General features: G+C 37.3%; 25 protein-coding genes and 1 riboswitch. Of the genes, 19 read left to right on the top strand and 6 right to left on the bottom strand.

Annotated features, from left to right (window positions below; genetic code table 11):
* Positions 1-24 precede the first annotated feature (24 nt).
* The 6 genes from fumC (at position 25) to ACT53H_RS00530 (ending at position 5,915) form a co-directional block, all read left to right on the top strand.
* Positions 25-1,419, top strand: coding sequence for a class II fumarate hydratase (gene fumC, locus ACT53H_RS00555; RefSeq protein WP_476008351.1), 1,395 nt, complete (start codon positions 25-27; stop codon positions 1,417-1,419).
* Between the two features lie 207 nt (positions 1,420-1,626).
* Positions 1,627-1,944 (top strand): hypothetical protein, encoded by a 318-nt coding sequence (locus ACT53H_RS00550; protein ID WP_474770905.1) that lies wholly within the window; start codon positions 1,627-1,629, stop codon positions 1,942-1,944.
* Between the two features lie 417 nt (positions 1,945-2,361).
* Positions 2,362-2,592, top strand: coding sequence for a hypothetical protein (locus ACT53H_RS00545; protein ID WP_004791826.1), 231 nt, complete (start codon positions 2,362-2,364; stop codon positions 2,590-2,592).
* Positions 2,593-2,890: 298 nt separating this feature from the next.
* A complete protein-coding gene (locus tag ACT53H_RS00540; protein WP_474770906.1) occupies positions 2,891-3,442 on the top strand; it encodes a cysteine hydrolase family protein in 552 nt (183 codons plus the stop codon).
* 323 nt (positions 3,443-3,765) lie between these two features.
* Positions 3,766-4,257, top strand: coding sequence for a hypothetical protein (locus ACT53H_RS00535; RefSeq protein WP_476008350.1), 492 nt, complete (start codon positions 3,766-3,768; stop codon positions 4,255-4,257).
* Between the two features lie 150 nt (positions 4,258-4,407).
* A riboswitch (glycine riboswitch) is annotated at positions 4,408-4,495 on the top strand.
* A 175-nt stretch (positions 4,496-4,670) separates the two neighbouring features.
* Positions 4,671-5,915, top strand: coding sequence for a D-amino acid dehydrogenase (locus tag ACT53H_RS00530; RefSeq protein ID WP_013197482.1), 1,245 nt, complete (start codon positions 4,671-4,673; stop codon positions 5,913-5,915).
* A 44-nt stretch (positions 5,916-5,959) separates the two neighbouring features.
* Here ACT53H_RS00530 and ACT53H_RS00525 read toward each other — a convergent pair whose 3' ends face one another.
* Complete coding sequence (locus ACT53H_RS00525) at positions 5,960-6,604, bottom strand: A1S_1983 family putative colistin resistance protein (RefSeq protein ID WP_199944479.1); 645 nt, start codon at positions 6,602-6,604, stop codon at positions 5,960-5,962.
* Positions 6,605-6,703: 99 nt separating this feature from the next.
* Between ACT53H_RS00525 and ispF the strand changes: the two genes are divergently transcribed.
* Entirely contained in the window at positions 6,704-7,195 is a 492-nt protein-coding gene (gene ispF / locus ACT53H_RS00520; RefSeq protein ID WP_004791837.1) for a 2-C-methyl-D-erythritol 2,4-cyclodiphosphate synthase, read from the top strand.
* Here ispF and ACT53H_RS00515 read toward each other — a convergent pair.
* The 5 genes from ACT53H_RS00515 to glnL all read right to left on the bottom strand — a co-directional run bounded on the left by ACT53H_RS00515 (position 7,183) and on the right by glnL (position 12,432).
* Complete coding sequence (locus tag ACT53H_RS00515) at positions 7,183-7,710, bottom strand: protein tyrosine phosphatase family protein (RefSeq protein ID WP_476008349.1); 528 nt, start codon at positions 7,708-7,710, stop codon at positions 7,183-7,185. The genes ispF and ACT53H_RS00515 overlap by 13 nt on opposite strands.
* A gap of 195 nt (positions 7,711-7,905) precedes the next feature.
* Positions 7,906-8,823: an ornithine carbamoyltransferase gene (gene argF / locus ACT53H_RS00510; RefSeq protein WP_151963021.1), complete on the bottom strand. Its 918-nt coding sequence runs from the start codon at positions 8,821-8,823 to the stop codon at positions 7,906-7,908.
* Positions 8,824-8,935: 112 nt separating this feature from the next.
* The gene (locus ACT53H_RS00505) at positions 8,936-9,589 is read right to left on the bottom strand and encodes a TetR/AcrR family transcriptional regulator (RefSeq protein ID WP_174759896.1); all 654 of its coding nucleotides are present in this window, start codon (positions 9,587-9,589) and stop codon (positions 8,936-8,938) included.
* 253 nt (positions 9,590-9,842) lie between these two features.
* Positions 9,843-11,336, bottom strand: a complete 1,494-nt coding sequence (gene glnG, locus ACT53H_RS00500; protein WP_004791845.1) for a nitrogen regulation protein NR(I) — start codon at positions 11,334-11,336, stop codon at positions 9,843-9,845.
* Positions 11,323-12,432 (bottom strand): nitrogen regulation protein NR(II), encoded by a 1,110-nt coding sequence (glnL, locus tag ACT53H_RS00495; RefSeq protein ID WP_004791847.1) that lies wholly within the window; start codon positions 12,430-12,432, stop codon positions 11,323-11,325. The genes glnG and glnL overlap by 14 nt, the downstream gene beginning before the upstream one ends.
* Positions 12,433-12,774: 342 nt before the next feature.
* On the opposite strand from glnL, the gene rimO reads away from it, so the two are divergent.
* From rimO to lpxA, 12 genes are all read left to right on the top strand, one after another.
* On the top strand, positions 12,775-14,118 hold the full coding sequence (gene rimO, locus ACT53H_RS00490; RefSeq protein WP_004791849.1) for a 30S ribosomal protein S12 methylthiotransferase RimO: 1,344 nt from the start codon (positions 12,775-12,777) through the stop codon (positions 14,116-14,118).
* Positions 14,119-14,168: 50 nt separating this feature from the next.
* Positions 14,169-14,897: a UMP kinase gene (pyrH, locus tag ACT53H_RS00485; RefSeq protein ID WP_004791851.1), complete on the top strand. Its 729-nt coding sequence runs from the start codon at positions 14,169-14,171 to the stop codon at positions 14,895-14,897.
* An 85-nt stretch (positions 14,898-14,982) separates the two neighbouring features.
* Entirely contained in the window at positions 14,983-15,537 is a 555-nt protein-coding gene (frr, locus tag ACT53H_RS00480; RefSeq protein WP_004791853.1) for a ribosome recycling factor, read from the top strand.
* 5 nt (positions 15,538-15,542) lie between these two features.
* Complete coding sequence (gene uppS, locus ACT53H_RS00475) at positions 15,543-16,295, top strand: polyprenyl diphosphate synthase (RefSeq protein WP_004791854.1); 753 nt, start codon at positions 15,543-15,545, stop codon at positions 16,293-16,295.
* Positions 16,295-17,119, top strand: coding sequence for a phosphatidate cytidylyltransferase (locus ACT53H_RS00470; protein ID WP_476008348.1), 825 nt, complete (start codon positions 16,295-16,297; stop codon positions 17,117-17,119). The genes uppS and ACT53H_RS00470 overlap by 1 nt, the downstream gene beginning before the upstream one ends.
* The gene (ispC, locus tag ACT53H_RS00465; RefSeq protein WP_312821793.1) at positions 17,120-18,316 is read left to right on the top strand and encodes a 1-deoxy-D-xylulose-5-phosphate reductoisomerase; all 1,197 of its coding nucleotides are present in this window, start codon (positions 17,120-17,122) and stop codon (positions 18,314-18,316) included. It abuts the gene before it with no gap.
* A 1-nt stretch (position 18,317) separates the two neighbouring features.
* Entirely contained in the window at positions 18,318-19,673 is a 1,356-nt protein-coding gene (gene rseP / locus ACT53H_RS00460; RefSeq protein ID WP_474770915.1) for an RIP metalloprotease RseP, read from the top strand.
* Positions 19,674-19,710: 37 nt separating this feature from the next.
* Positions 19,711-22,230 (top strand): outer membrane protein assembly factor BamA, encoded by a 2,520-nt coding sequence (gene bamA, locus ACT53H_RS00455; protein ID WP_476008347.1) that lies wholly within the window; start codon positions 19,711-19,713, stop codon positions 22,228-22,230.
* A gap of 40 nt (positions 22,231-22,270) precedes the next feature.
* On the top strand, positions 22,271-22,771 hold the full coding sequence (locus ACT53H_RS00450; RefSeq protein ID WP_151963016.1) for an OmpH/Skp family outer membrane protein: 501 nt from the start codon (positions 22,271-22,273) through the stop codon (positions 22,769-22,771).
* A 4-nt stretch (positions 22,772-22,775) separates the two neighbouring features.
* A complete protein-coding gene (gene lpxD / locus ACT53H_RS00445) occupies positions 22,776-23,846 on the top strand; it encodes a UDP-3-O-(3-hydroxymyristoyl)glucosamine N-acyltransferase (RefSeq protein ID WP_004791867.1) in 1,071 nt (356 codons plus the stop codon).
* A gap of 6 nt (positions 23,847-23,852) precedes the next feature.
* The gene (gene fabZ, locus ACT53H_RS00440) at positions 23,853-24,338 is read left to right on the top strand and encodes a 3-hydroxyacyl-ACP dehydratase FabZ (protein ID WP_003652176.1); all 486 of its coding nucleotides are present in this window, start codon (positions 23,853-23,855) and stop codon (positions 24,336-24,338) included.
* Complete coding sequence (lpxA, locus tag ACT53H_RS00435) at positions 24,335-25,123, top strand: acyl-ACP--UDP-N-acetylglucosamine O-acyltransferase (protein WP_003652175.1); 789 nt, start codon at positions 24,335-24,337, stop codon at positions 25,121-25,123. Before fabZ ends, lpxA begins: the two co-directional genes overlap by 4 nt.
* The last annotated feature ends 13 nt before the right edge of the window (positions 25,124-25,136 follow it).

Raw genomic sequence — 25,136 nt, 5'->3', positions numbered from 1 at the left:
TTTAACCAGACAACTGAGGTTTCTATGCAAACACGAATTGAACATGACACTATGGGTGAGATTGAAGTTCCAAATGAAGCATTGTGGGGGGCACAGACTCAACGCAGCTTACAGAACTTTAAAATCGGGCAAGAACGATTACCCCGTGCCATGATTCGAGCAATGGGGCTGGTGAAAAAGGCTGCTGCAATAACTAATGCTGAACTTGAACAGTTACCGCAAGATTTGAGCCAATATATTGTAGGCGCGGCTGAAGAAGTCATTGATGGTAAATGGGATTCACAGTTTCCTTTAGTGGTCTGGCAGACGGGTTCTGGTACGCAAAGTAACATGAACTGTAATGAAGTGATTGCTAATATTGCTAACCAAAAATTAGGTCAAGCATTGGGTGCACAAAAACCTGTACATCCAAATGATCATGTCAACCGTGCTCAATCAACGAATGATTCGTTTCCAACCGCTATTCACGTAGCAGCAAGTTTGCAAATTAATGAATTGCTTATTCCTGCCGTAGAACAGCTGAAAACGACTTTGCAAAAAAAATCAGATGAGTTTCAGTCTATTGTTAAAATTGGTCGTACCCATTTACAAGACGCAACTCCATTAACACTAGGTCAAGAGTTTAGTGGCTATGTGTCTCAGCTTGAGCATGGATTAGTTCGTTTGCAACAAGCATTGACAGGTTTATATGAATTACCATTGGGTGGTACAGCGGTAGGTACAGGGTTAAATGCACATCCTGACTATGCAGTGAAAGCGGCTGCTCAACTTGCTTTGCTTACAGGCTTACCATTTGTGACTGCTCCAAACAAATTTGAAGCGCTTGCAGGACGTGATGCTGCTGTTTTTGCTTCTGGTGCATTAAAAACGCTTGCAGTTAGTTTAAATAAAATTGCGAATGATATTCGTTGGTTGGCCAGTGGTCCACGTTGTGGTTTCGGTGAAATCCGTATTCCAGAAAATGAACCTGGCTCAAGCATTATGCCGGGTAAAGTAAACCCAACACAAAGTGAAGCAATGACCATGGTTGTTGCGCAAGTGCTGGGAAATGATACGACCATTAATGTGGCTGGTGCTTCAGGTAACTTTGAATTAAACGTATTTATGCCTGTGATTGCTTATAACTTATTGCAGTCTATTCAATTGCTTGGTGATGCTTGTAATAGTTTTAATGATCACTGTGCGGTAGGAATTGAGCCTAATCAGGATAAAATTGATCACTTCTTGAACAACTCTCTCATGTTGGTTACTGCTTTAAACCCAGTGATTGGATATGAAAATTCTGCAAAAGTTGCCAAGACTGCCTATAAGGAAAATAAAACTTTGAAGCAGGTTGCTGTTGAGCTTGGTTTAGTTACAGCAGAGCAATTTGATGAAGTGGTTAAACCTGAAAAAATGGTTTCACCAAATAGTAAATAATCTCTCCGAATGGGCTTTTTTATTCTTAAATACTTCTGTAATATCCGCGAGTTGCTAAGTACAACAAAAGTCCTGAATGATCAGCGCAAAAAATCATAAGGGGAAGGCCTACTTGAAAAAGTAGGCTTTTTTTATACCTTGAAATATAAATGTCATATCTAGACTTTATTTTTGCTACGTTATTTTATTTTAAGTTTAAATAAATAAATGAAAAAGACTAAATCAATAGTGGTTTTAGCAGTAATAACTTGTACCTTGTCGGGTTGTCTACAAATGTTTCCACCTACTGTCGCTGAGGTAAATCCTGGGGTTTATCAACTTCAGGCTCAAAGTAATGCATTTGGTTCGAGAGAAGCCTTGAGGGCAAAGTTAATCAGTAAAGCAGAAGAAATATGCAAAGATAAGGGTTTTGATGAGTTGGATAGCAATAACAAAATCGTAAATCATCATACTGTTTATAATTCAGGAATGCTTATTCCAGTGAATACCAAAGCAGCTGTTTTGAAAGTTAAGTGTAAAGATTAATTTAAATAGTAGTTAACTCCATTCGAGAGTTAATTTTGTTAGACATATGGCAGTACAAGAAAACCCACTAACTATCGACTAATGGCGGGGTTTTTTATTATTAAGTATTTCTGTAATATCTGTATATAAATTTAGCGCTAAATGATTGGTGTTAGAAATCAAAAGAAGGGGTAGATCTTTTCAAATCAGCATAAATTTATATGTTTTTTGGTTTTAAATATTTGAATTATTTTATTTTTAATTCGATTTATATTGATGGAGTTTAGGTGTTATCAAATTGGAAAATGACTGTATGTATCTTTCCAATTTTAGTTTTAAGCAACTTTTTAGTTAGGCTTATTTTTGGGTGAAAAAAGGAAGCAGCCTTTTTTATTAATTAAGAAAAAACATAATTTTTTAGATGGAATTTAAATATTGATGTACACAATTAGATATGTTCATCGGAACAACACTTACTATATCGCTTCGAATATAGAAGGAAATTTTATTATTCTTGAGTCAATTGATTCAGAATTTCGTATGGGTCATCAAATTTCTTATGATGGTGAGAAGGTATTTAACCTTACTTTGAATGATGAAACTGATGCAGTCATTAAATTAGAGAGTAATGAAAAAACAGCATACGAATACTTACTTTCAGTTAAATAAATTAGTTTTTATGATGAATTATTTCTTTAAGAACTAGGTATGCTTAAAAGATATTTCATACAATAAAAGCTAAAAAGTTTTGTTTTTATTGAAAAAGCTATGGTATGGTTATTTAAGCTTTAATTTTGGGCAGTTAAAACAAATGAACTGTTTATTGAATAAAATCACCACCACCACGACCTCTAAAGAAGGCTGTGTGTGATTTTTATTAAAGTGACTTAATAAGATGACTAAACCCGGCCAATAATGGCTGGGTTAATTTTTCTCTGTTCATTATTGGTTCTTACAGAGAGAAATGATGGAAAAACTCAATAGCAATTCAAAATCGGCTTTACTGGTCATTGATATGCAAAATGGCTTATTCAGCGGCCAGTCTAAGCCATATAATGCTCAACTCGTACTTTCAAATATTCTTAGTCTTATTGAATATTACCGCTTAAATGATAGACCAATTATCTTTATTCGGCATGTTGGTGAGATAGGCACACCATTAGATCCAAGTGGACCGAACACTCAGCTAATCACAGAGTTAGCTTTTAATCCACATAAAGATATAGTCATTGAAAAAATGTACCCGAGTGGTTTTAAAAATACTGTTTTAAAAGAAGTGTTAGAGAAACTGGGTGTTGATGAACTCATCATTACTGGCATGAAAACTGAGTATTGCATTGATACTACTGTTAGGGCTGCTTCTGAGTACGGATATAAATTGATATTAATTTCAGATGGCCACACCACAACTGATTCAGCAGCTTTAAATGCTCAGCAAGCAATTGATCATCATAACCAAATTTTAAGTAATGCTTTTGCTAAGTTAAAAACGACGGAAGAGCTCATTTCTCAAATTTAATTTAGAAATGAACCGACAACTTTATTCAAAAAGTCTTATTAGCTGTATCAATAAAGTATAAGAAAATCTTTTGATGACTAGAGGTTGGTCGGTTTTTAGTGATAGCAAGAATTGAACTTGTATCAACAAAGAGCTCTTTTCGGAGGGCTTTTTATCAAGAGGGTATAAGTTTCACTAATTAATGGCGAATTAGCGTTGAATAAGCTGTCATAATTGTTAAAATGCCCACCTTGTCCTGTTTTTATATTGTTTTTGTTTTGCATTTATTTTGCAAAACTGAAGATAAAGTGATTGAAAACAGAAGCTTAGCTAAGGATTTTTGAATGCTCCCTATTTATTTGACAGATACTCAACAACATGTGCAATTTAATGATTATCCCGGTGATCAGCCTGTTAAGTTTCTGTTAAATCTTAAAAAGATTTTCCCAAGTACAGGTGACCTGTTATTGCCAGTTTTACCTGATGATAATGATTTAGAAAATGTAACATGGGAATCAACTTCAGAAGATTTTGATGTTTTTAAAAAGCTATTGGCTGGATGGGGTGTTATTGAACTCCGTTTAAATGCAATTACGGCTTATAAAGATAAAAACTTTGCGAATGAGTTAGTGAAACAAGCTCAAGCGAAACGTAAGAAAACAGCACAAAAAAATCATCAGCTCTCTTTGGTTGCTCTTGATTATATTTTTATGCACGAAGTTCACGCATTAATTGATGCAGAATTGGTCACTATTGGTGAGAAATTTTATTTACCAACCTTGCGTGAGCAATGGAAGGGTACAGTTTCAGACCCAGTGCTAAATGGAAAATTCTAATTAAACACAAAAGGTGAATTTATAAAAATTCACCTTTTTTATTTTTATAATTAAATTAATGGCTTATAACTTGATAATTGCTGGTACAAAAGTTTACAAGAAAAGAATGCGTTTTTTCTAAAGTGGCAGATACATTGCTTATATAAATACAAAATTATTGCGGGAGAGAGGTTCGAAAGAACCCGCCGAAGGAGCAACAAGCCCGGAAACTCTCAGGCAGAAGGACTGTAATAATTAAAAAATCTGGAGAGAAGCTTAGATTTATAAGAATTGAAAATAATAACTTATAAATTATAAACTCACCGAAGGGGAAGATCTAAACGTTAAAAGGTAACGTTGGGGTCGAAACTCTCAGGTACCAATGACAGATGGGCTGTACTGATGAAATGTTTTGCATTTCTGAGGAGTCTGTTATGCCACATGTTATTGTGATAGGTGCGGGAATCACAGGGGTTACCTCTGCTTATGAATTATCGCAACTGGGTTATCAAGTCACAGTGATTGATCGACATCTATATCCTGCAATGGAAACATCATTTGCCAATGGAGGGCAATTATCGGCTTGTAATGCCGAAGTATGGAACCAAAAAGCCACTGTAGTTAAAGGCTTTAAGTGGATGAGACAAAAAGACGCACCGCTACTGCTGAATCCTTCATTTAGTTTGCATAAATATAGCTGGCTAGTTGAGTTTTTATCCCATATTAAAAACTATGAAGCAAACACGATTGAGACGGTCCGTTTGGCATTACTTGCTCGTAAGCGTTTATTTGAGGTTGCTGAAAAAGAGCAGCTCGAGTTTGATTTGGAGAAACGTGGAATTCTCCATATGTATCATAGTAAGGCTGACTACGAGATTGCTAAACAAGTAAACAATGTATTGAATAAAGGTACATTAGAGCGCTATTCAGTTTCACCTGATGAGATGAAAACCATAGAACCATCATTAACAGGTGAATATTTTGGTGGTTATTACACACCAAGTGATGCAACGGGGGATATTCATAAATATTCAACCTCTTTGGCTGAAAAGACTAAACAATACGGTGTTGAGTATAAATTCGGTCTGGAAGTTACAGATATTAAGTGTCATCCAGACAAAGTGATCGTAAGTTGTCAGCCAAGTGCAGAGCATCCTTATCTTGTTGAATCCGATAGTATTCAGATCGAGGGGGATGTGCTTGTAGTTTGCGGTGGGGTAGGAAGTTATCAACTCGCCGATATGATTGGGGAGCGAGTAAATGTCTACCCAGTAAAAGGGTATTCAATTACCGTGCAATTAAAAGATGAGCAAAGTGTAAAGAATGCACCGTGGGTTAGTTTACTAGATGAGAGTGCTAAAATTGTGACTTCTCGTTTAGGTAAAGATCGGTTGCGCGTGGCGGGAACAGCTGAATTTAATGGTTACAACCGCGATATACGGGCTGATCGTATTCAACCTTTGGTAAATTGGGTAAACCGTAACTTTGATATTTCAACTGAGCATGTCGTACCTTGGGCTGGGTTAAGACCCATGATGCCTAATATGCTGCCGGTGGTGAAGCAATCTAGACAGCCTCGTATTTTTTATAATACAGGACATGGGCACTTAGGGTGGACTTTGTCTGCGGCAACTGCTGTTTTAGTTGGTCAGGATATTGCTCAAAAATATCCGATCTAGAAAGTAAAAAGCCAGTGTTTAAACACTGGCTTTTATTTAACGCACTAATCATATAATCGGTAGATTCCGCTAAAACGCTCACAGCCTTTTTGCTGGGTTTTCACATTCAGTAAAGCTTTTTGAAAATTAAACTGATATTTGCAGTTGTGCTCATTGTCTAAAATTTCATTTTTTTGTTCAGGTGAACTATAGGCCATCAAAGAAATTGTTTGAGTTTCTTTACGGTTATTTGGATTTCGGTATGCTATTCCTTCAATTTTGATTTTATCCTTTGCGAGCTGATGGACCTGAATGTGAACAGGCTGTGCTGCTAGATGTCCATTCTCAAACTTAAGATAATGTTGGGTAAGCGTTTGCTTAAGTGATGCATAAAAATTTAGGTCGTCAGTTCGTAAATCAAACTGTTGTTGAAAACATGAATTACTCTTGCATTGCTGAGTATGTTTAGACCATAACTTTTGTGTATCCTGCAAAAGCTGTAAGGGAGCATCAGTAACTAAATATGCAGAAAGATATTTATTATTGAGTTGCTTTCTCGATTCACTAAATGTTTTTGAACAGATTTTAAGCTCAGCTCCACGATTGGAACAGTCTATTGGTTCTGCAAAAACATGAGATGAACATAAACAACTCAGTGTCACGGCAAAACTTAATCTTTTCAATTGATTCATATCAGTATTAGACAGCATGATCGCTTATACTTTCAGTCTACTTTGCTAGGTGTACTATAGCGAAACAGAAAGGCTGAATACAAGATTTCTTAAGTTTTTATGGAAGGTAATAGTTATATGGTTGCTCAAATTCGTATTGGACAAGGAATGGATGTGCATGCCTTTGAAGAGGGGAACTTCGTTACATTGGCTGGCATTCAAATTCCACATACGCATGGCTTGAAAGCACACTCTGATGGTGATGTTGTACTCCATGCTTTATGTGATGCTTTGTTAGGTACTTTGGCACTTGGAGATATAGGGCAACATTTTCCTGACACTGACCCAGAATTTAAGGGTGCTGACAGTCGAGTACTATTAAAACATGTTTACCAGTTAATCTTAGATCGCGGTTATCAGTTAAATAATGCGGATATTACGGTGGCTTGTGAGCGTCCAAAATTAGCTAAACATAATTTGGAAATGCGTCAAAGTATTGCTGATGTTTTAAATGTAGATGTTAATCAAATCAGTATTAAAGCAACGACAACCGAAAAACTTGGGTTTACCGGTCGTCAAGAAGGGATTTTAGCTACAGCAACTGTTTTAGTCTCTCATCACACCAAGTGATCGGCTTGTTGCAAAGACTGCTGAAGCTCAAGAGTTGCCTTACGGCCTTGTAGCTGTAAGGTAATACTATGAATAAGCCCTGTCCAAGTTTCATTGGGTTCCCAAATTTCATGAAGTAAATCTTGAGAAGTAGGCATGTCCATATTCATATAAAACTGTCTATAAACATACATTAGGCAACTAGAGCGATCATTTTTAGAACAGTGAATCCAGACAATTTCATTATTCTGGACTAAATGATCAATAAGATCGAGTACCAATAAACATTGTTCAGCTGATGGAGTTTCCCAGTCAATTGGAATCTGGATGTAATTTAAACCGAGGTCTAAACAAATACGATCTTCATTTTCAATATGATTTGGTGCGTTACTTAAAGCGAGATTAATGACTGTACTACAACCATATTCTTTAATCAGTTTCAGTTGTTCAGCAGAAGGCTGTGCTGAACTAAATAAATGTTCATGAATAATTGAAAATGCGGGAATTTGAGATAATGATTGTTCAAGGGTAGTCATGATCGCACTCTACGAGAGTAGGCTTAGCTTATTGTGTAGAATGTTATACACGATTCTAGGGAATAGTTGAAATACAGCCTGCTTATATATTCGACAACGTTATCAAAACTTTAAAAATAATTAACTGGAAAAGTACAAGTTTTATAAAATAAAAAAAACAGCATCATAAAGATGCTGTTTTTTTGTCTAAAATAATTATGGTTTTAGATTTTCATTCAATAAAAATTCTACTAAAGCTTTCTGAGCATGAAGACGATTTTCTGCTTCATCCCATACCACTGCGTTTTTATGATCAAGCATAGTTTCAGAAATTTCTTCGCCACGATGAGCAGGTAAGCAGTGCATAAATAAACATTCAGGATGAGCAAGTCCCATTAATTTTTCATTGACTTGAAAAGCAGCAAAAGCTCTTTCACGAAGCTTCTGTTCTTCTTCTTGTCCCATGCTTGCCCATACATCTGTCACAATGAGGTCAGCATTTACAGCAGCATCTTCTGCGTTGTCAAAAACTTCAACACAATGACCAAACTCTGCTAAAAATTCAGGTTTAGGCTCATATCCTTTTGGTGATGCAATTTTAAGTTTAAAGCCCATCATGTGTGCAGCTTCAATATATGAGTTACACATATTATTGCCATCACCAATCCAAGCAACGGTTTTACCTTTAATGCTACCGCGGTGTTCATTATAAGTCTGTAAATCTGCAAGTAACTGGCAAGGATGATGGTCATCTGTTAAACCGTTAATCACAGGAACTTTTGAATACGATGCAAAACGTTCAACAATGTCATGACCGAAAGTACGAATCATCACAATATCAAGCATACTAGAAATTACACGTGCTGAATCTTCAATTGGTTCGCCGCGGCCTAATTGTGTGTCGCGAGGTGATAGGAAAATCGCGCTACCACCAAATTGATTAATGCCTGCTTCAAAAGAGATACGTGTACGCGTGCTTGATTTCTCAAAAATCATTCCCAATACTTTACCGACAAAAGGTTGGTAGACCTGATTGTCATGCTGCATTTTTTTAAGTTCGCTTGCGCGTTCTAAAATGCGATTAAGTTCTAGAGTGGATAGATCACGTAAAGTCAGGAAATGTCTTAGAGCCATGTAGCTACTCCATAATAATTGTTATGAAAAACAACAATTATCTGTTGTTGGCTGGGTGGATGTGGGAAAAAAGAAGTCTACTATACTATAAGCATTTTAAAATGCAAAAGAATTAGACTTTATGATGACCCTTTAAGAAAATATCAACACAATAGTTAATATAATCAATTACTTCTTCCTCAGTGGGTGGTAGGGGCATTCCCATAATCATGCGCCATTCTATGTCACGTAAAATTCCAAAATACATGAGTGAGGAATAATCTGGAGATGTGCAAAGAATTTCTTCAGTTTGATGGGAAATTAGAAGTGCCTGAGCAATTGTGTTTTGCACATCTTGAGCACATTTTTCATATAAGTATTTGCTCAAAGTTGCATTGCATTGTGTTTGTTCGATAACCAAACGTAAAAAAGCGATATGTTCGGGTTGAATAATATGAGTATAAAAGCGAATGAGTGTTTGAATTAAATAGTTGCGTAAAGATGTTTGGGAAGGTTGAAATGGTACACAAATATCTTTAAAAAACATTTCACGGCGATAATCGCAAATTGCGGTAAATAAACCATCTTTATTGCCAAAATATTTATAGATAGACGCTTTTGAACCACCGGCATGATTAACAATGTCATCAAGAGAAACGGCTTCATATCCTTTATCCAGAAACAGCTCGGTTGCGCTTAGCAAAAGAGCTAGGCGACGTTCTATACCTCTGCGTGTTTGGGGCTTCTCACATACTGAATGATGTGACTCAAGGACGGAATCATGCATAAAATTTCATAACAACAGTTAACTTTGCTTGTTTAGTATAGCAAAACTATCTTTAAGGATGGTCATCGCTATTTTTTTAGATCATCTGCTGAACAGTAAGTAGAAATTTAAAAAAATAAAAGAATAGAAAATATAAACTTAGAGTGAGTTGTGAAATGATTTAATGATGTAACCTGATGTTCAATTTTGAATTTAATAAAAAATAAAGCGGCTAAGAATGTCTTAGCCGCTTTTAATTTAGGCACTAAGTTTTTTAGGCCTCGGTTTGGCTAACCTTATGTTCATCTTCTTCATCATCGTCTGCAGAATCCATTCCAAGTTCTTTTAACTTGCGAGTTAAGGTGTTGCGGCCCCAGCCTAATAATTCTGCTGCGTGACGTTTGCGTCCACGTGTTTGTTGTAAAGCAGCGTTAATTAAGGTGCGTTCAAACATTGGTGTAGCAATATCCAAAATCTTCATTTCACCATTCTTAAGCTTTTGAATTGCCCATTGATTTAGTAACTCATCCCAATGGTGTAGAGAAATGCGTTCAAATGAAGGGGCAGGTTGCCCAGAATCACTATTCTTTTGCAGTGGAACTTGTTTAAGTTCAGAAGGTAAATCTTCTGGATAAACTTCACGTCCAGTGATCATCACAGTTAACCAGCGACACGTGTTTTCAAGTTGTCGAACATTACCGGGCCATGGTAACTGTTGCATATAGTCGGTTGTTTCAGTACGTAAGATTTTTGGACTCACGCCAAGTTCTTTACCGGCACGTGCAAGAAAATGCTGAGCCAGCATTGGTATATCTTCGCTACGATGAGCAAGTTTAGGAATGTGAATACGAATTACATTTAAACGGTGATATAAGTCTTCACGGAATCGGCCTTCATTCACCAGTTTTTCTAAGTCCTGATGCGTTGCTGCCACAATTCGAACATCAACTTTAACTGGAATATGTCCGCCTACACGATAAAATTCACCGTCGGCGAGCACACGAAGTAGTCGAGTCTGTGTTTCAAATGGCATGTCGCCAATTTCATCAAGGAATAGTGTTCCACCATTTGCTTGCTCAAAGCGACCTTGATGTTGAGTGTTTGCACCTGTAAATGCACCTTTCTCATGACCAAATAACTCGGTTTCAATCAAGTCTTTTGGAATTGCTGCCATATTTAATGCAATAAAAGGCTTCGCACGGCGTGGTGAGTGCTTGTGTAAAGCATGCGCAACTAATTCTTTACCTGTACCAGATTCGCCATTAATTAAAACGGTAATATGGGATTGAGATAAACGACCAATAGCGCGGAAAACCTCTTGCATGGCAGGAGATTCACCAATAATTTCTGTTGATTGAAGTGGTGAAGCTGTTTTTGTAGCTTCTTGTTGTTGTAGTTTATTGATATGCAGAATTGCACGATTGACTAAAGCTAAAGCCTCATCAATATCAAAAGGTTTTGGCAAATACTCAAATGCACCTGTTTGATAACTTGATACAGCAGACTCTAAGTCAGAATGTGCTGTCATGATAATGACAGGTAAATCCGGATGAGTGTTTTTGACTTTAGATAAAAAAGTTAAACCATCAATTCCAGGCATTCGAATGTCAGTTAAGATGACATCGGGAGCATCATGATGCAAACGTTCAAGCGCAGTTTGAGCTTCTTCAAAATTGGTAACGTCAAAGCCTTCTTCTTTAAAGGTCTTTTCCAATACCCATCGCATGGCGCGATCATCATCAATAACCCATATTTTATTTCGCGACACGGTCTGACTCCCAAGGTAAATATAAGCTAAAAATAGTTTTTCCAGGAACAGATTGGCATTCAATCATTCCGTTATGTTGATGCATAATATTCTGTGCAATACTCAGGCCAAGCCCAGTACCTTTTGCTCGTCCAGTAACCAATGGGTAAAATACGGACTCTAAAATACTCTCAGGTATACCTGGCCCATTGTCTTCAATATCAACCCGCACTGTAGATCGATTCAGCACACCATTAATTGTGACAAGTCGTTGTATGCGAGTACGTAGAATTAGCTCTGGTTCATGATCGATAAAGAATGCTTTATTCTCTGTTATGGCTTGAATTGCATTTACACTAATGTTGAGCATGACTTGGATTAACTGATCACGATCGGCATTCACATCAGGTAAAGACAAATCATAGTCACGTATAATTTTAATTTTTTTCTTTGTCTGATTCGCAATAAGAGAGCGTACTCGTTCTAAAGGTTCGTGCACGTTAACATTTTCATAGCTTGGTAATTGTCTAGAACCTAACATGGTGTCAGCTAAGTTGGTTAAACGATCTACTTCATTAATGATGACATCGGTGAATTCAGCATAAGTCTTATCATTTAAACTGCGAGCGAGTAACTGGGTTGCTCCCCGAATACCTGCAAGTGGGTTTTTAATTTCATGAGCAACGCCACGGACAAGCTGTCTAGCGACCTGATGTTGTTGAACAAGATTTTCTTCCTTTGAAATCTTTAACATGCGGTCAATTGGGTTGAGCTCAATCAACAATAATGGATGATAGCTTTTGCCGGCATTTAATTGAGAAACTGTGTAATCAACATGTAGGTCTTTAAAGTTAACATTAATGACAGCTTCTCGACGCGTATAAGGTTGTCCGGTTTTTATGGTGTTTAATAAAGCTTCATGTGTGTTAAAAGTATCATCTGGCGCATGTAGTAAATTTAAAACAGGCTGTCCTGAAGCGCGAAGCAAACTAATATCAAATAGTGCTTCACAGGCTGAATTTAAGTAAAAAATATTTAAGTTACTATCGATTAATAAAATCGCAGTAGTTAAATTGTCTACCAATAGGCGATAGTCGATAGGGTTGTGTTGATCCATTAGCGAATCGTTCCTGTCTTAAAATAGCGCAATGGCATCTTCATTGGTTATCGGATTTTCACCGTTATAGAACATGAACGATGCAAAATATACGCCAACTTTGTTTATGGGTTATTTTAAAGTTTTAAGGTACTTAAAAACGCGCTGAAATCGTTCTTTATATCTTTTGATCAAAACAAATAGCTTTAGTCTAGATAATAACATGATCTAAATTGGTGCAAAGGTGAGTTTTGGTGCAAATGTTGGTTGTATTTTGGTGCATTACACAAAGAGTAGCCTTTCCACCTATGCTTGAGACAAGAAAAGACATACAATACGCGCATTCAAGTGGAGCGCAGATTCATGAAGACCCCCAAAGTCGGTTTTGTTTCTTTAGGTTGTCCTAAGGCATTGGTAGATTCTGAACGAATTTTAACTCAGTTAAAGACTGAAGGTTATCAAGTTGCATCAGATTATGATGGTGCTGATTTAGTAGTTGTTAATACCTGTGGTTTTATTGAATCTGCGGTACAAGAGTCGCTAGATGCAATTGGCGAGGCCATGAGTGAAAATGGTCGAGTAATCGTTACAGGATGCTTAGGTAAAGACGAAGATAAAATTCGTCAAATGCATCCGAACGTTTTAAAGGTTACTGGTGCGGCAGCTTATCAAGATGTGATGGAAGCTGTACATGAATATGTACCAGCACCACCTAAACATAATCCGTTTATTGATTTGGTTCCTGAACAGGGAATTCGCTTAACACCAAAGCATTATGCCTACTTAAAAATATCTGAAGGATGTAACCATCGTTGTACCTTCTGTATTATCCCAAGTATGCGTGGTGACTTGGTTTCTCGTCCAGTTGGTAGTGTATTGGAAGAAGCTGCGGCACTTAAAAGAGCGGGTGTTAAAGAAATCTTGGTTATTTCGCAAGATACATCGGCTTATGGCGTAGACACCAAGTACAAACTTGACTTCTGGAATGGTCAGCCTGTTAAGACAAAATTCTTCGATATGTGTGAAGCACTAGGCCAATTGGGCATCTGGGTGCGTCTACACTATGTATATCCATATCCACATGTGGATGCGGTAATTGATTTAATGGCTCAAGGTAAAATCTTGCCCTATCTTGATATTCCTTTCCAACATGCAAGCCCACGCGTTCTTAAATTAATGAAGCGTCCGGCTCACAGTGAAAACACACTAGAAAAAATTAAATTATGGCGTGAAAAATGTCCTGACCTTGTGATCCGTTCTACTTTTGTGGTTGGTTTCCCAGGCGAAACTGAAGAAGACTTCCAGATTTTGTTAGATTGGTTAGTTGAAGCTCAACTTGATCGCGTAGGCTGCTTTACCTATTCACCAGTAGAAGGCGCTACGGCAAATGATTTACCCGATCATGTGCCAGAAGAAATTAAGCAAGAGCGTTACGAGCGCTTTATGCAAGTGCAGCAGCAAATATCTGCTGCCAAATTACAAAAACGTATTGGTCAAACGATGACTGTATTAGTCGATGGTTTAGAAGACGAATATCCTGTTGCCGTTGCACGTTCTTATGCCGATGCTCCGGAAATTGACGGTAATGTGTTTGTAGAAGATATCGATAAGAGCACTATTCAACCGGGCGATATATTGGAAGTCGAAATTACCGATGCAGATGAATACGATTTATTTGCAAAGTTAATTAAAATTAAATCGGTTTAATCGAAATATATTTAAAGAGCATTCAGTTTAAGAGGTTTTGGAGCAAAGTCATGGCGGAAACAATTAGCCCACGTTATTCACGTATTCTATTAAAATTATCTGGTGAGGCATTGTCAGGTAATAAAGATATGGGTATTGATGCCCAAGTTTTAGATCATATGTCACTTTCAATTGCGCACTTGGTTGGTTTAGGTGTGCAAGTGGGTATCGTTGTGGGTGGCGGTAATTTGTACCGCGGTAGTCAGTTGCAAAAAGATGGCTTGGTGGGTCGTGTAACAGGCGATCAAATGGGTATGCTTGCAACTGTAATGAATGGCTTAGCTATGCGTGATGCTCTAGTTCGCCGTAACATCAGAACTCGTCTTATGTCTGCATTGCCAATTGGCACAGTGGTAGAGTCTTACTCAAGTCGTGATGCGATTCGTCATTTGAGTCAAGGTGAAGTTTGTGTTTTCGTTGCGGGTACAGGAAATCCATTTTTCACAACAGATACAGCAGCATGTTTACGCGGTATTGAAATTGAAGCGAATTTGATTTTAAAAGCGACTAAAGTTGATGGCGTTTATAATAAAGATCCAAGTAAATATGATGATGCTGTTAAATACGATCATTTAACTTTTGACCAAGTGTTAGATGAAAAGCTTGGTGTTATGGATTTGACTGCTATTTGTTTGTGTCGTGACCATAATGTGCCATTGCAAGTTTTTGATATGAATAAATCAGGTGCATTATTGTCAGTAGTAATGGGTGAAAAAGAAGGAACGCGCGTTACTAAGTAATGTACGTGTTACCGAAAGCTCTTTATACTAGCGCTAAATTAAATTTGTTAAATATATCTTTGAATAAATAAGTAAGGTAGATCATATGATTAACGATCTGAAAAAAGACAGCGAACAGCGTATGTTAAAAACTCTAGAGTCTTTAGAACTCGGGTTTGCTAAAGTTCGTACCGGCCGTGCACACCCATCAATCTTAAATGGTGTGATGGTTCCTTACTACGGTTCTGATGTGCCATTAAATCAAGTAGCAAACGTGGGTATTGAAGACTCTCGTACACTTATTGTTCAGCCATTTGAACGTACAATGGTTTCAGCTATTGATAAGGCAATCCGTGAAAGTGATCTTGGTTTAAACCCGATTACAGCAGATGCAATTCGTGTGCCTTTACCAGCATTAACTGAAGAAACACGTCGTGATATGCAAAAAGTTGCACGTAATGAAGCTGAAAATGCAAAAGTTGCGATTCGTAATATTCGTCGTGATGTTTTAGGTGATATCAAAGCATTATTGAAGGAAAAAGAAATTTCTGAAGATGATGAGCGCCGTGCAGGTGACGATATTCAGAAAATTACTGACAAATATGTTGCAGAAGTAGACAAGCGTCTTGCAGCGAAAGAAGCAGAATTGATGAAGGTCTAATTTTTATGACCGATTCTGAAGAGTATCATCTTCCCAAGCATGTTGCCATCATTATGGATGGCAACAACCGCTTTGCAAAAAAAAATCAAATGCAAAAAGGTGATGGGCATCGGGAAGGTAAAAATGTTCTTGATCCTATCGTTGAACATTGTAAAAAAACTGGTATTCGTGCTTTAACTGTTTTTGCATTTTCAAGTGAAAATTGGAATCGACCGCAGTATGAAGTCGATCTGCTTATGAAGCTTCTGGAAGAAAGTATTCATGAGCAAATTCCTCGCATGAAGAAATTTAATATTGCTTTACGTTTTATCGGTGATCGTTCTCGATTATCCTCACACTTAGTTGCCTTAATGGAAGATGCAGAGCAACAGACAGCACACCATGACACTATGACCTTAACCATTGCAATAAGCTATGGTGGGATGTGGGACATTGCTAATGCAGCAAAACAGGTTGCAGAGGCCGTTTCCCGTGGTGAATTTAGTGCTGATCAAATAAATGTTGATTTGTTCGAAAAATATGTCAGTCTAAACGATCTGCCGGCTGTGGACTTGCTAATCCGCACAGGCGGAGATTATCGCATATCTAATTTCTTGTTGTGGCAAGCAGCTTATGCGGAACTGTATTTTACCGAAGCTTTATGGCCAGAATTTACAGTAAAAGAGTTCGATCATGCATTGAATGTTTTTTCAGGGCGTGAACGTCGTTTTGGCAAAACATCTGAACAAATTCAGCAAGAGAAAATAGAGAATTTATAATGTTAGAGCGGATTGTTACCGCATTGGTACTTGTTGCAGTTGTTTTAGGCTGTATGTTTGCTACGCAATCACATTATCCAATGTTGGTTCTTATGATTGTTGCAGCAGGGGTAGCGGGGTATGAGTGGTATAAATTAATGCCTCACGAAACTGCAAATGCTGTAAAACCTAAAGCTTGGTGTTACGGTCTGCTTGTTGCATTTGTTTCAGGTGTCGCCCTATTTTTCCATGATATTGCATTACTTTTGTGGTCTGCTTCAATTTTGACTTGGATTGTCAGTGTATATTGGGTTAAGTCATTTCCTGAATTTGATGGCTGGTATAATGCAACCTTGTATGTGATTGGCATAATTTTAGTCTGCGCTGCGGTAACATCAATTTTTGTAGTATGGCAAAGTTCACCATGGTGGTTAATGTATCTGTTCTTGCTCGTTTGGGGCGCGGATAGTGGTGCTTACTTTGTTGGTCGTAAATTTGGAAAAAGAAAACTAGCTCCGACTGTAAGCCCTAATAAATCAGTGGAAGGTTTGTATGGTGGTATTATTACGACCGTAGTAATAATGGTGGTTGTGCAATATCATTATCTAAATTTAACTTTAATTCAGCAAATTCTGTTTCTTATATTGTCGTTAATTACGGTATTTGGTTCAGTTTTAGGTGACTTATTTGAATCAATGATTAAACGTCGTGCCGGTATTAAAGATTCTGGTCGTGTTTTACCAGGTCATGGTGGTGTGTTAGATCGTATTGATTCTTTACTTGCTGCAGCCCCGATCTTTGCAACGGGAATGTATATATTAAAACTTATTGGTGTAGATTTATAGATGACACAATCTGTTTGCATATTAGGTGTAACCGGTTCCATTGGTCAAAGTACCTTAAAAATTTTAAATCAACATCCTGATAAGTATTCAGTGTTTGCGGTTTCAGCTCATAGTCGAATTTCTGAGTTGGTTGAAATTTGCAAACAATTCCAACCAAAAGTTGTAGTTGTTCCAAAGCAAAAAGTTGATGAATTAGCAGCTTTATTTGTAGAAAATGAATTACAAAATATTGAGATTTTGACTAATCAGGAAGGGTTAGTAAGTATCGCATCTCATCCAGATGTTGATATTGTTATGGCTGCAATTGTTGGTGCTGCAGGTTTGTTGCCAACTCTAGCTGCTGTGAAAGCTGGTAAACGCGTATTGCTTGCTAATAAAGAAGCTTTGGTTATGTCTGGTGAAATCATGATGCAAGCAGCACGTGATCATCAGGCGTTGTTATTGCCAGTTGATTCAGAACACAACGCTATTTTTCAGTCATTGCCTCATAACTATTTAGAAGCTGAAAGAAATGGACAACCTCAACAGGGTGTATCAAGAATCTTATTGACCGCTTCAGGTGGACCATTTTTAAACCATTCGTTAGAACAATTAGAAAAAGTTACTCCTGCACAGGCTTGTAAGCATCCCAACTGGTCTATGGGACAGAAAATCTCAGTTGACTCAGCTACTCTTATGAATAAAGGGTTGGAGTTGATCGAGGCATGTCATTTGTTTTCAATATCTGAACATTTTGTTACAGTTGTTGTTCATCCACAAAGTATTATTCATTCTATGGTGCAATATGTGGATGGTTCAACATTGGCGCAAATGGGTAATCCAGATATGTGTACGCCAATTGCACATGCTTTAGCATGGCCTGAGCGTTTACAGACGAGTGTTCCTGCTTTAGATTTGTTTGAATATTCTCAGCTTAATTTCCAAGCGCCAGATATTCAAAAATTCCCAGCACTTGATTTAGCTCGTCAGGCAATGCGTGCGGGAGGTTTGGCGCCTACTATTTTAAATGCTGCAAATGAAGTTGCTGTTGCTGCATTTTTAAAGGAACAGATTGGATTTACAAATATCCCACAAGTGGTAGAGCATACTTTGCAAAAATTGGAAAATTCAGTTGCTGAAAATATTGAGTGTATTTTAGCTAAAGATGAAATAGCACGACATGTAGCGCAGCAATATATATCAAGTATAGGAGGCTGAAATGAGTGCATTATTTATGATTGCAGCAGCGGCTCTTTTACTTGGTCCTTTAATTGCAATTCATGAGTTCGGTCATTATTGGGTGGCACGAAAACTAGGCGTTAAAGTTTTAGTGTATTCCATTGGTTTTGGACCTACATTACTCAAGTGGACATCAAAAAAATCTGGCATCAAATATCAACTTTCAGCTTTACCATTGGGCGGCTATGTAAAAATGCTTGATGAGCGTGAAGGTAATGTTGCAGAGCAAGATTTACCTTATGCATTTAACCGCCAAAAGCCATGGAAACGTATAGCAATTGTTGCAGCTGGTCCATTAATTAATCTGATTTTTGCTGTCTTGCTTTTCTGGATCTTATTTTTACCTGCACAAGAGCAACTGAACACTAGAGTCGGTAAAGTTATACCAAACTCACCAGCAGCAACTGCACAAATGCAAGTCGGTGACAAGATTATTGCTGTTGATGGAAAAGAAACGCAAACTTGGGAAAAACTTAACTTTGCTTTAATTGATCGTGTAGGTGAAACTGGCACTGTAAATGTTGATGTAGACCGTGCAGGTACTGAAAAAAATATTGTTTTACCAATTAAAGACTTCTTAAAAAACCAGAATGAATCAGCCTTAGATGTGTTAGGTTTTTTACCATATCGTCCTGTTATTCCTGCTGTTGTTACTGAATTGACTCAAGATGGAGCTGCAATTCGTCAAGGAATGAAAGTAGGTGATCGTATTGTTTCAATTAATGGTCAGGCAATGAAAGACTGGTTCGATGTTGTCGAGGTCGTACAACATTCTCCAGAAAAATTACTCAATATTGATGTGTTGCGTAATAGTCAATTAGTCCATTTACAAGTCATGCCTCAAGGAAAACGAGATAACATGGGGCAAGTGAGTGGTGTTTTGGGTGTGAAAAGTGATGCAGGAAAAATTACAATTCCTGACGAATATAAGCAAACAATTCAATATACTCCAATACAAGCTTTCGAGATGTCACTAGAGAAAACTGGTCAAATCTCTAGCATGATATTGAGTTCAATAGTAAAAATGGTTAAGGGATTAATTGGTCTAGAGAATCTTTCTGGACCAATTACAATCGCTAAAGTAGCGGGACAAAGTGCAGAAATGGGATGGCAGACTTTTATCTCATTTATGGCTTTAATGAGTGTAAGTCTTGGAATTTTAAATTTATTGCCAATTCCAATGCTAGATGGTGGACATCTCGTTTATTACATTATTGAGGCTATTCGTGGTAAGCCTGTTTCTGAACAAATACAAATGTTTGGTCTAAAAATTGGTATGGTACTGCTCGGTAGTATGATGCTTTTAGCTTTATTTAACGATTTTATGCGTTTGTAAACGTATATGGATTTATAACTTACTGGAAAAAACTGGCATGCGGCACACACATTTTTTAATGCCTTTGGCACTTGTTAGCGCTATGGCAGCGGTACAACAAGCATATGCAGCTGATGATTTCGTCGTTCGAGATATTCGTGTAGATGGTTTGGTCCGTCTTACTCCTGCAAATGTTTCTACCATGTTGCCAATCAACAGTGGCGATCGCGTTAATGAACCGATGATCGCAGAAGCAATTCGAACATTGTATGCCACTGGACTTTTTGATGATATTAAAGCATCAAGAGACAACGATACTTTAGTTTTTAATGTCGTAGAGCGCCCAATTATTTCAAAGCTTGAATTTAAGGGTAACAAACTTATTCCTAAAGAGGCTTTAGAACAAGGCCTCAAAAAAATGGGTATTGCTGAAGGCGAAGTTTTTAAGAAGTCAGCTTTACAAACAATTGAAACTGAATTAGAGCAGCAATATACCCAGCAAGGCCGTTATGATGCTGATGTAACTGTTGATACGATAGCTCGTCCAAATAACCGTGTTGAACTTAAATTAAATTTTAATGAAGGTACGGCGGCTAAAGTTTTTAATATCAATATTATTGGTAATACTGTTTTTAAAGACAGTGAAATTAAACAAGCTTTCGCAGTTAAAGAAAGCGGTTGGGCTTCAATAGTAACTCGTAATGACCGTTATGCTAGAGAGAAAATGGCAGCGAGCCTTGAAGCTTTGCGTGCGATGTATCTGAATAAGGGTTATATCAATTTTCATATCAATAACTCACAGCTTAATATTAGTGAAGATAAGAAGAACATCTTTATTGAAGTTGCTGTAGAGGAAGGTAGTCAATTTAAATTTGGACAAACCAAATTTTTAGGTGATGCACTTTATAAGCCAGAAGAGTTACAAGCTTTAAAAATCTATAAAGATGGTGACACTTATTCGCAAGAGAAAGTAAATGCCGTTAAGCAATTATTATTGCGTAAATATGGTAATGCTGGTTATTACTTTGCAGATGTAAATATTGTTCCGCAAATTAATAATGATACAGGTGTTGTTGACTTAAATTACTATGTGAATCCAGGTCAGCAAGTTACTGTGCGTCGTATTAATTTTACAGGTAACAGTAAAACTGCCGATGAAGTATTGCGTCGTGAAATGCGTCAAATGGAAGGAGCTTTAGCCAGCAATGAAAAAATTGATTTGTCTAAGGTTCGTTTAGAGCGTACAGGATTCTTTAAAACAGTTGATATTAAACCAGCTCGTATTCCAAACTCACCAGATCAGGTGGATTTAAACGTAAATGTTGAAGAACAACACTCGGGAACTACAACATTAGCGGTAGGTTACTCACAAAGTGGTGGTATCACATTCCAAGCAGGTTTGAGTCAAACTAACTTTATGGGAACAGGTAATCGTGTTGCGATCGATTTATCTCGCTCTGAAACTCAAGACTACTATAATTTAAGTGTTACCGACCCTTACTTCACGATTGATGGAGTAAGCCGCGGTTATAACGTTTATTATCGTAAAACGAAACTGAATGATGACTATAACGTTAATAACTATGTTACCGATAGTTTCGGTGGTAGTTTAAGTTTTGGTTATCCAATTGATGAAAACCAAAGTCTAAGTGCCTCTTTAGGTATTGATAATACTAAAGTAACGACTGGCCCTTATGTTTCTACATATGTACGTGACTACTTGTTAGCAAATGGCGGTAAGGCAACAGGTAAAGAGAGTTATTGTCCAATAGATCAGCAAGATCCTGTAAAAGATGAACAGGGTAATATTATCGAAATCAAGTGTAAGACTGATCCAATAACTTATGACAACGCTTTTGAAGGTGAGTTCTTTACTTACAACTTAAATTTAGGTTGGTCATATAACACATTAAACCGTCCAATTTTCCCTACATCAGGGATGTCTCATCGAGTAGGCTTAGAAATTGGTTTACCTGGTAGTGATGTCGACTATCAAAAAGCGACTTATGATGCTCAAGCATTCTTCCCAATCGGTAGTACAGGTTTTGTATTACGTGGCTATGGTAAGCTTGGCTATGGTAATGATTTGCCGTTCTATAAAAACTTCTATGCGGGTGGTTATGGTTCTGTTCGTGGTTATGATAACAGCACCTTGGGTCCGAAATATTCAAGCGTGAATTTACAAGAAGAGCAAAAAAATGATGGTTCTCCAGAAGAAGTGGGTGGTAATGCTTTAGTCCAGTTTGGTACAGAGCTTGCTTTACCGTTACCTTTCAAAGGGGACTGGACTCGTCAAGTGAGACCAGTCATTTTTGCTGAAGGCGGTCAAGTGTTTGATACCAAGTGCGACGTTGGTTCTTATTCTATGATTATGAATGGCCAGCAAATCGCAGATGCTAAAAAATACTGTGAAGATAACTATGGTTTCGACTTAGGTAATATGCGTTATAGCGTAGGTGTTGGTTTTACATGGATTACTATGATTGGACCATTATCTCTTAGCTATGCATTCCCTCTAAATGATAAGCCTGGTGATGAAACTAAAGAGATCCAGTTTGAAATCGGTCGTACTTTCTAAGTACGACTTGACTAAACATGAAATAAGGACACAAATTTAAATGAAAAAATTAAATATATTAATGTTAGGATTAGGTCTGACAGTTTCTGCAATGACTAATGCTGCTGGTTATGGTGTTATTGATCTTGCTAAAGTTGTTGAAAGCAGTTCTTATTTGAAACAACAAAACGCAAGTTTAAATCAATCAGTTAAGCCAACAACAACTCGTCTTGAGCAGTTGGGTAAAGAGTTGGAAGGCCTTCAGCGTCAAGCCCAAACTCAAGGGCAAAAAATGAAAGAAGATGATATTAAAAAGCTTCAGGCACAATATCAGACTAAACTCAATGAATTTAATTCTACTCAACAAGGTTTGCAGTCTAAAGTTCAAACTAGTCTGCAAGGAATGAACTCAACTTTTGAGACTCGTGTGAAGCAAGCAGCTGAACAATTACGAAAAGAAAATAATCTTGATTTCATTTTGAATAAAAATTCAACCGTTGCCTATGACGCTAAATATGATTTAACTGATAAAATGATACAAAAGGTTAATTCAATGAAATAAATTAATGAAAGTGCAACATTATCGTTTAGATGAACTAGCTCACCTAGTAAATGGTGAGCTAGTAGGTACGGGTAGTCTTCAATTTATAAACTTAGCAAGTTTAGAAAATGCTGAAACTCATCAAATTGCTTTCGTGAATGGCGAAAAGTATATTGATCAAGCAAAGGCTAGCCGTGCGGGTGCGTACATTGTTACGAGCCTTATTAAAGAACAGCTTCCTGACAAACAAAATTTTATTATTGTTGATAATCCTTATTTAGCTTTTGCCATACTTACTCATGTGTTTGATAAAAAAATCACATCGGTAGGTATAGAAAGTACAGCTCAAATTCATCCTTCTGCGATCATTTCCGAAACAGCATATATTGGTCATTACGTCGTAATTGGCGAAAATTGTGTGGTAGGCGATAACACCATTATTCAGTCTCATACTCGATTGGATAATAATGTGGAAATTGGAAAAGATTGTTTTATTGATGCTCATGTCACAATTACTGGTGAATCTAAATTATTTGATCGTGTGCGAGTTCACGCAAGTACTGTAATTGGTAGTGAAGGCTTTGGTTTTGCGCCATATCAAGGAAAGTGGCATCGCATTGCTCAATTAGGTTCAGTTATTGTTGGTAATGATGTCCGCATTGGTTCAAATTGTAGTATTGACCGAGGTGCACTCGATAACACCATTTTGGAAGATGGGGTAATTATTGATAACCTTGTGCAAATCGCGCATAACGTTCATATTGGTTCAAATACAGCTATCGCTGCTAAATGCGGAATTGCTGGTAGCGTTAAAATTGGCAAAAACTGTATTCTAGCAGGGGCTTGCGGTGTATCAGGGCACCTTTCTATTACCGATAACGTGACTTTGACCGGAATGTCAATGGTCACAAAAAATATTTCTGAACCTGGTACTTACTCTTCGGGAATTGGATTATTTGAAAATAGCCATTGGAAAAAGACAATTGTACGCTTGCGACAATTAGCAGATGTGCCATTGACCCAAATCACTAAACGACTTGATCATATACAAGCTCAAATAGAGTCTCTTGAATCAACCTTTAATTTGCGTAAATAGAATATTATGACCGAGTCAACTACACCTAAATTTGCCATCCCTGAATTACCAATGCAGATTCAAACGATTCGTCAATATTTGCCGCATCGTTATCCTTTCTTATTGGTTGATCGTGTGACTGAAGTTACTGACAATAGTATTGTTGGTTATAAAAATGTTTCTATCAATGAAGAGTTCCTACAGGGACATTTCCCAGAATATCCAATTATGCCTGGTGTTTTAATTGTTGAAGCATTAGCTCAAGTTTCAGGTGTTTTAGGGTTTATTATGAACAACGAAACGCCAAAACCTGGCTCTTTATTTCTTTTTGCTGGTGCGGAAAGAGTTAGATTTAAAAAACAAGTAGTTGCTGGTGACCAACTTGTATTAAAATCTGAATTAGTAATGCAAAAACGCGGTATCTACAAATATAATTGTACGGCTACCGTGGATGGTATTGTAGCAACAACCGCTGAAATTATGATTTCACACCAAAAAACAGAGCAGGCATGAGCAATCACGACTTAATTCATTCTACGGCCATTATTGATCCATCTGCAGTGATTGCTCCAGATGTCCAGATAGGACCTTATTGCGTTATCGGTCCAAATGTGACGATTGGTGCGGGTACTAAACTTCATTCTCATGTAGTGGTGGGTGGTTTTACCAAAATTGGTCAAAATAATGAGATTTTCCAGTTCGCAAGTGTTGGTGAGGTTTGCCAAGATTTGAAATATCAAGGTGAAGAAACCTGGTTAGAGATTGGTGATCATAATTTAATTCGTGAACATTGCAGTTTACATAGAGGAACTGTGCAAGATAATGCTTTAACTAAAATAGGAAGTCATAACCTATTGATGGTTAATACACATATTGCACATGATTGTATTGTTGGTGATCACAATATCTTCGCGAATAACGTTGGTGTTGCTGGGCACGTACACATAGGTGATCACATCATTATTGGTGGTAATTCTGGTATTCATCAATTCTGTAAAATTGATTCTTACAGTATGGTGGGTGGAGCATCACTAATTTTAAAAGATGTGCCAGCTTACGTTATGGCTTCTGGTAATCCAGCTCATGCATTCGGTATTAATATCGAAGGAATGCGTAGAAAGGGTTGGTCTAAGAATACAATTCAAGGTCTCAGAGAGGCTTATAAATTAATTTTTAAATCAGGTCTTACTTCTGTTCAAGCTGTTGAGCAGATTAAAAATGATATTCTTCCGAATGTTCCTGAAGCTCAATTACTAATTGACTCTGTTGAACAGTCAGAACGTGGTATTGTGCGTTAAGAAAATATATTAA

Source organism: Acinetobacter sp. DMC2 (assembly GCF_056314305.1).
Note: the sequence above shows the minus strand (reverse complement) of the source record. Positions and strands in the feature narration are given on the sequence as shown.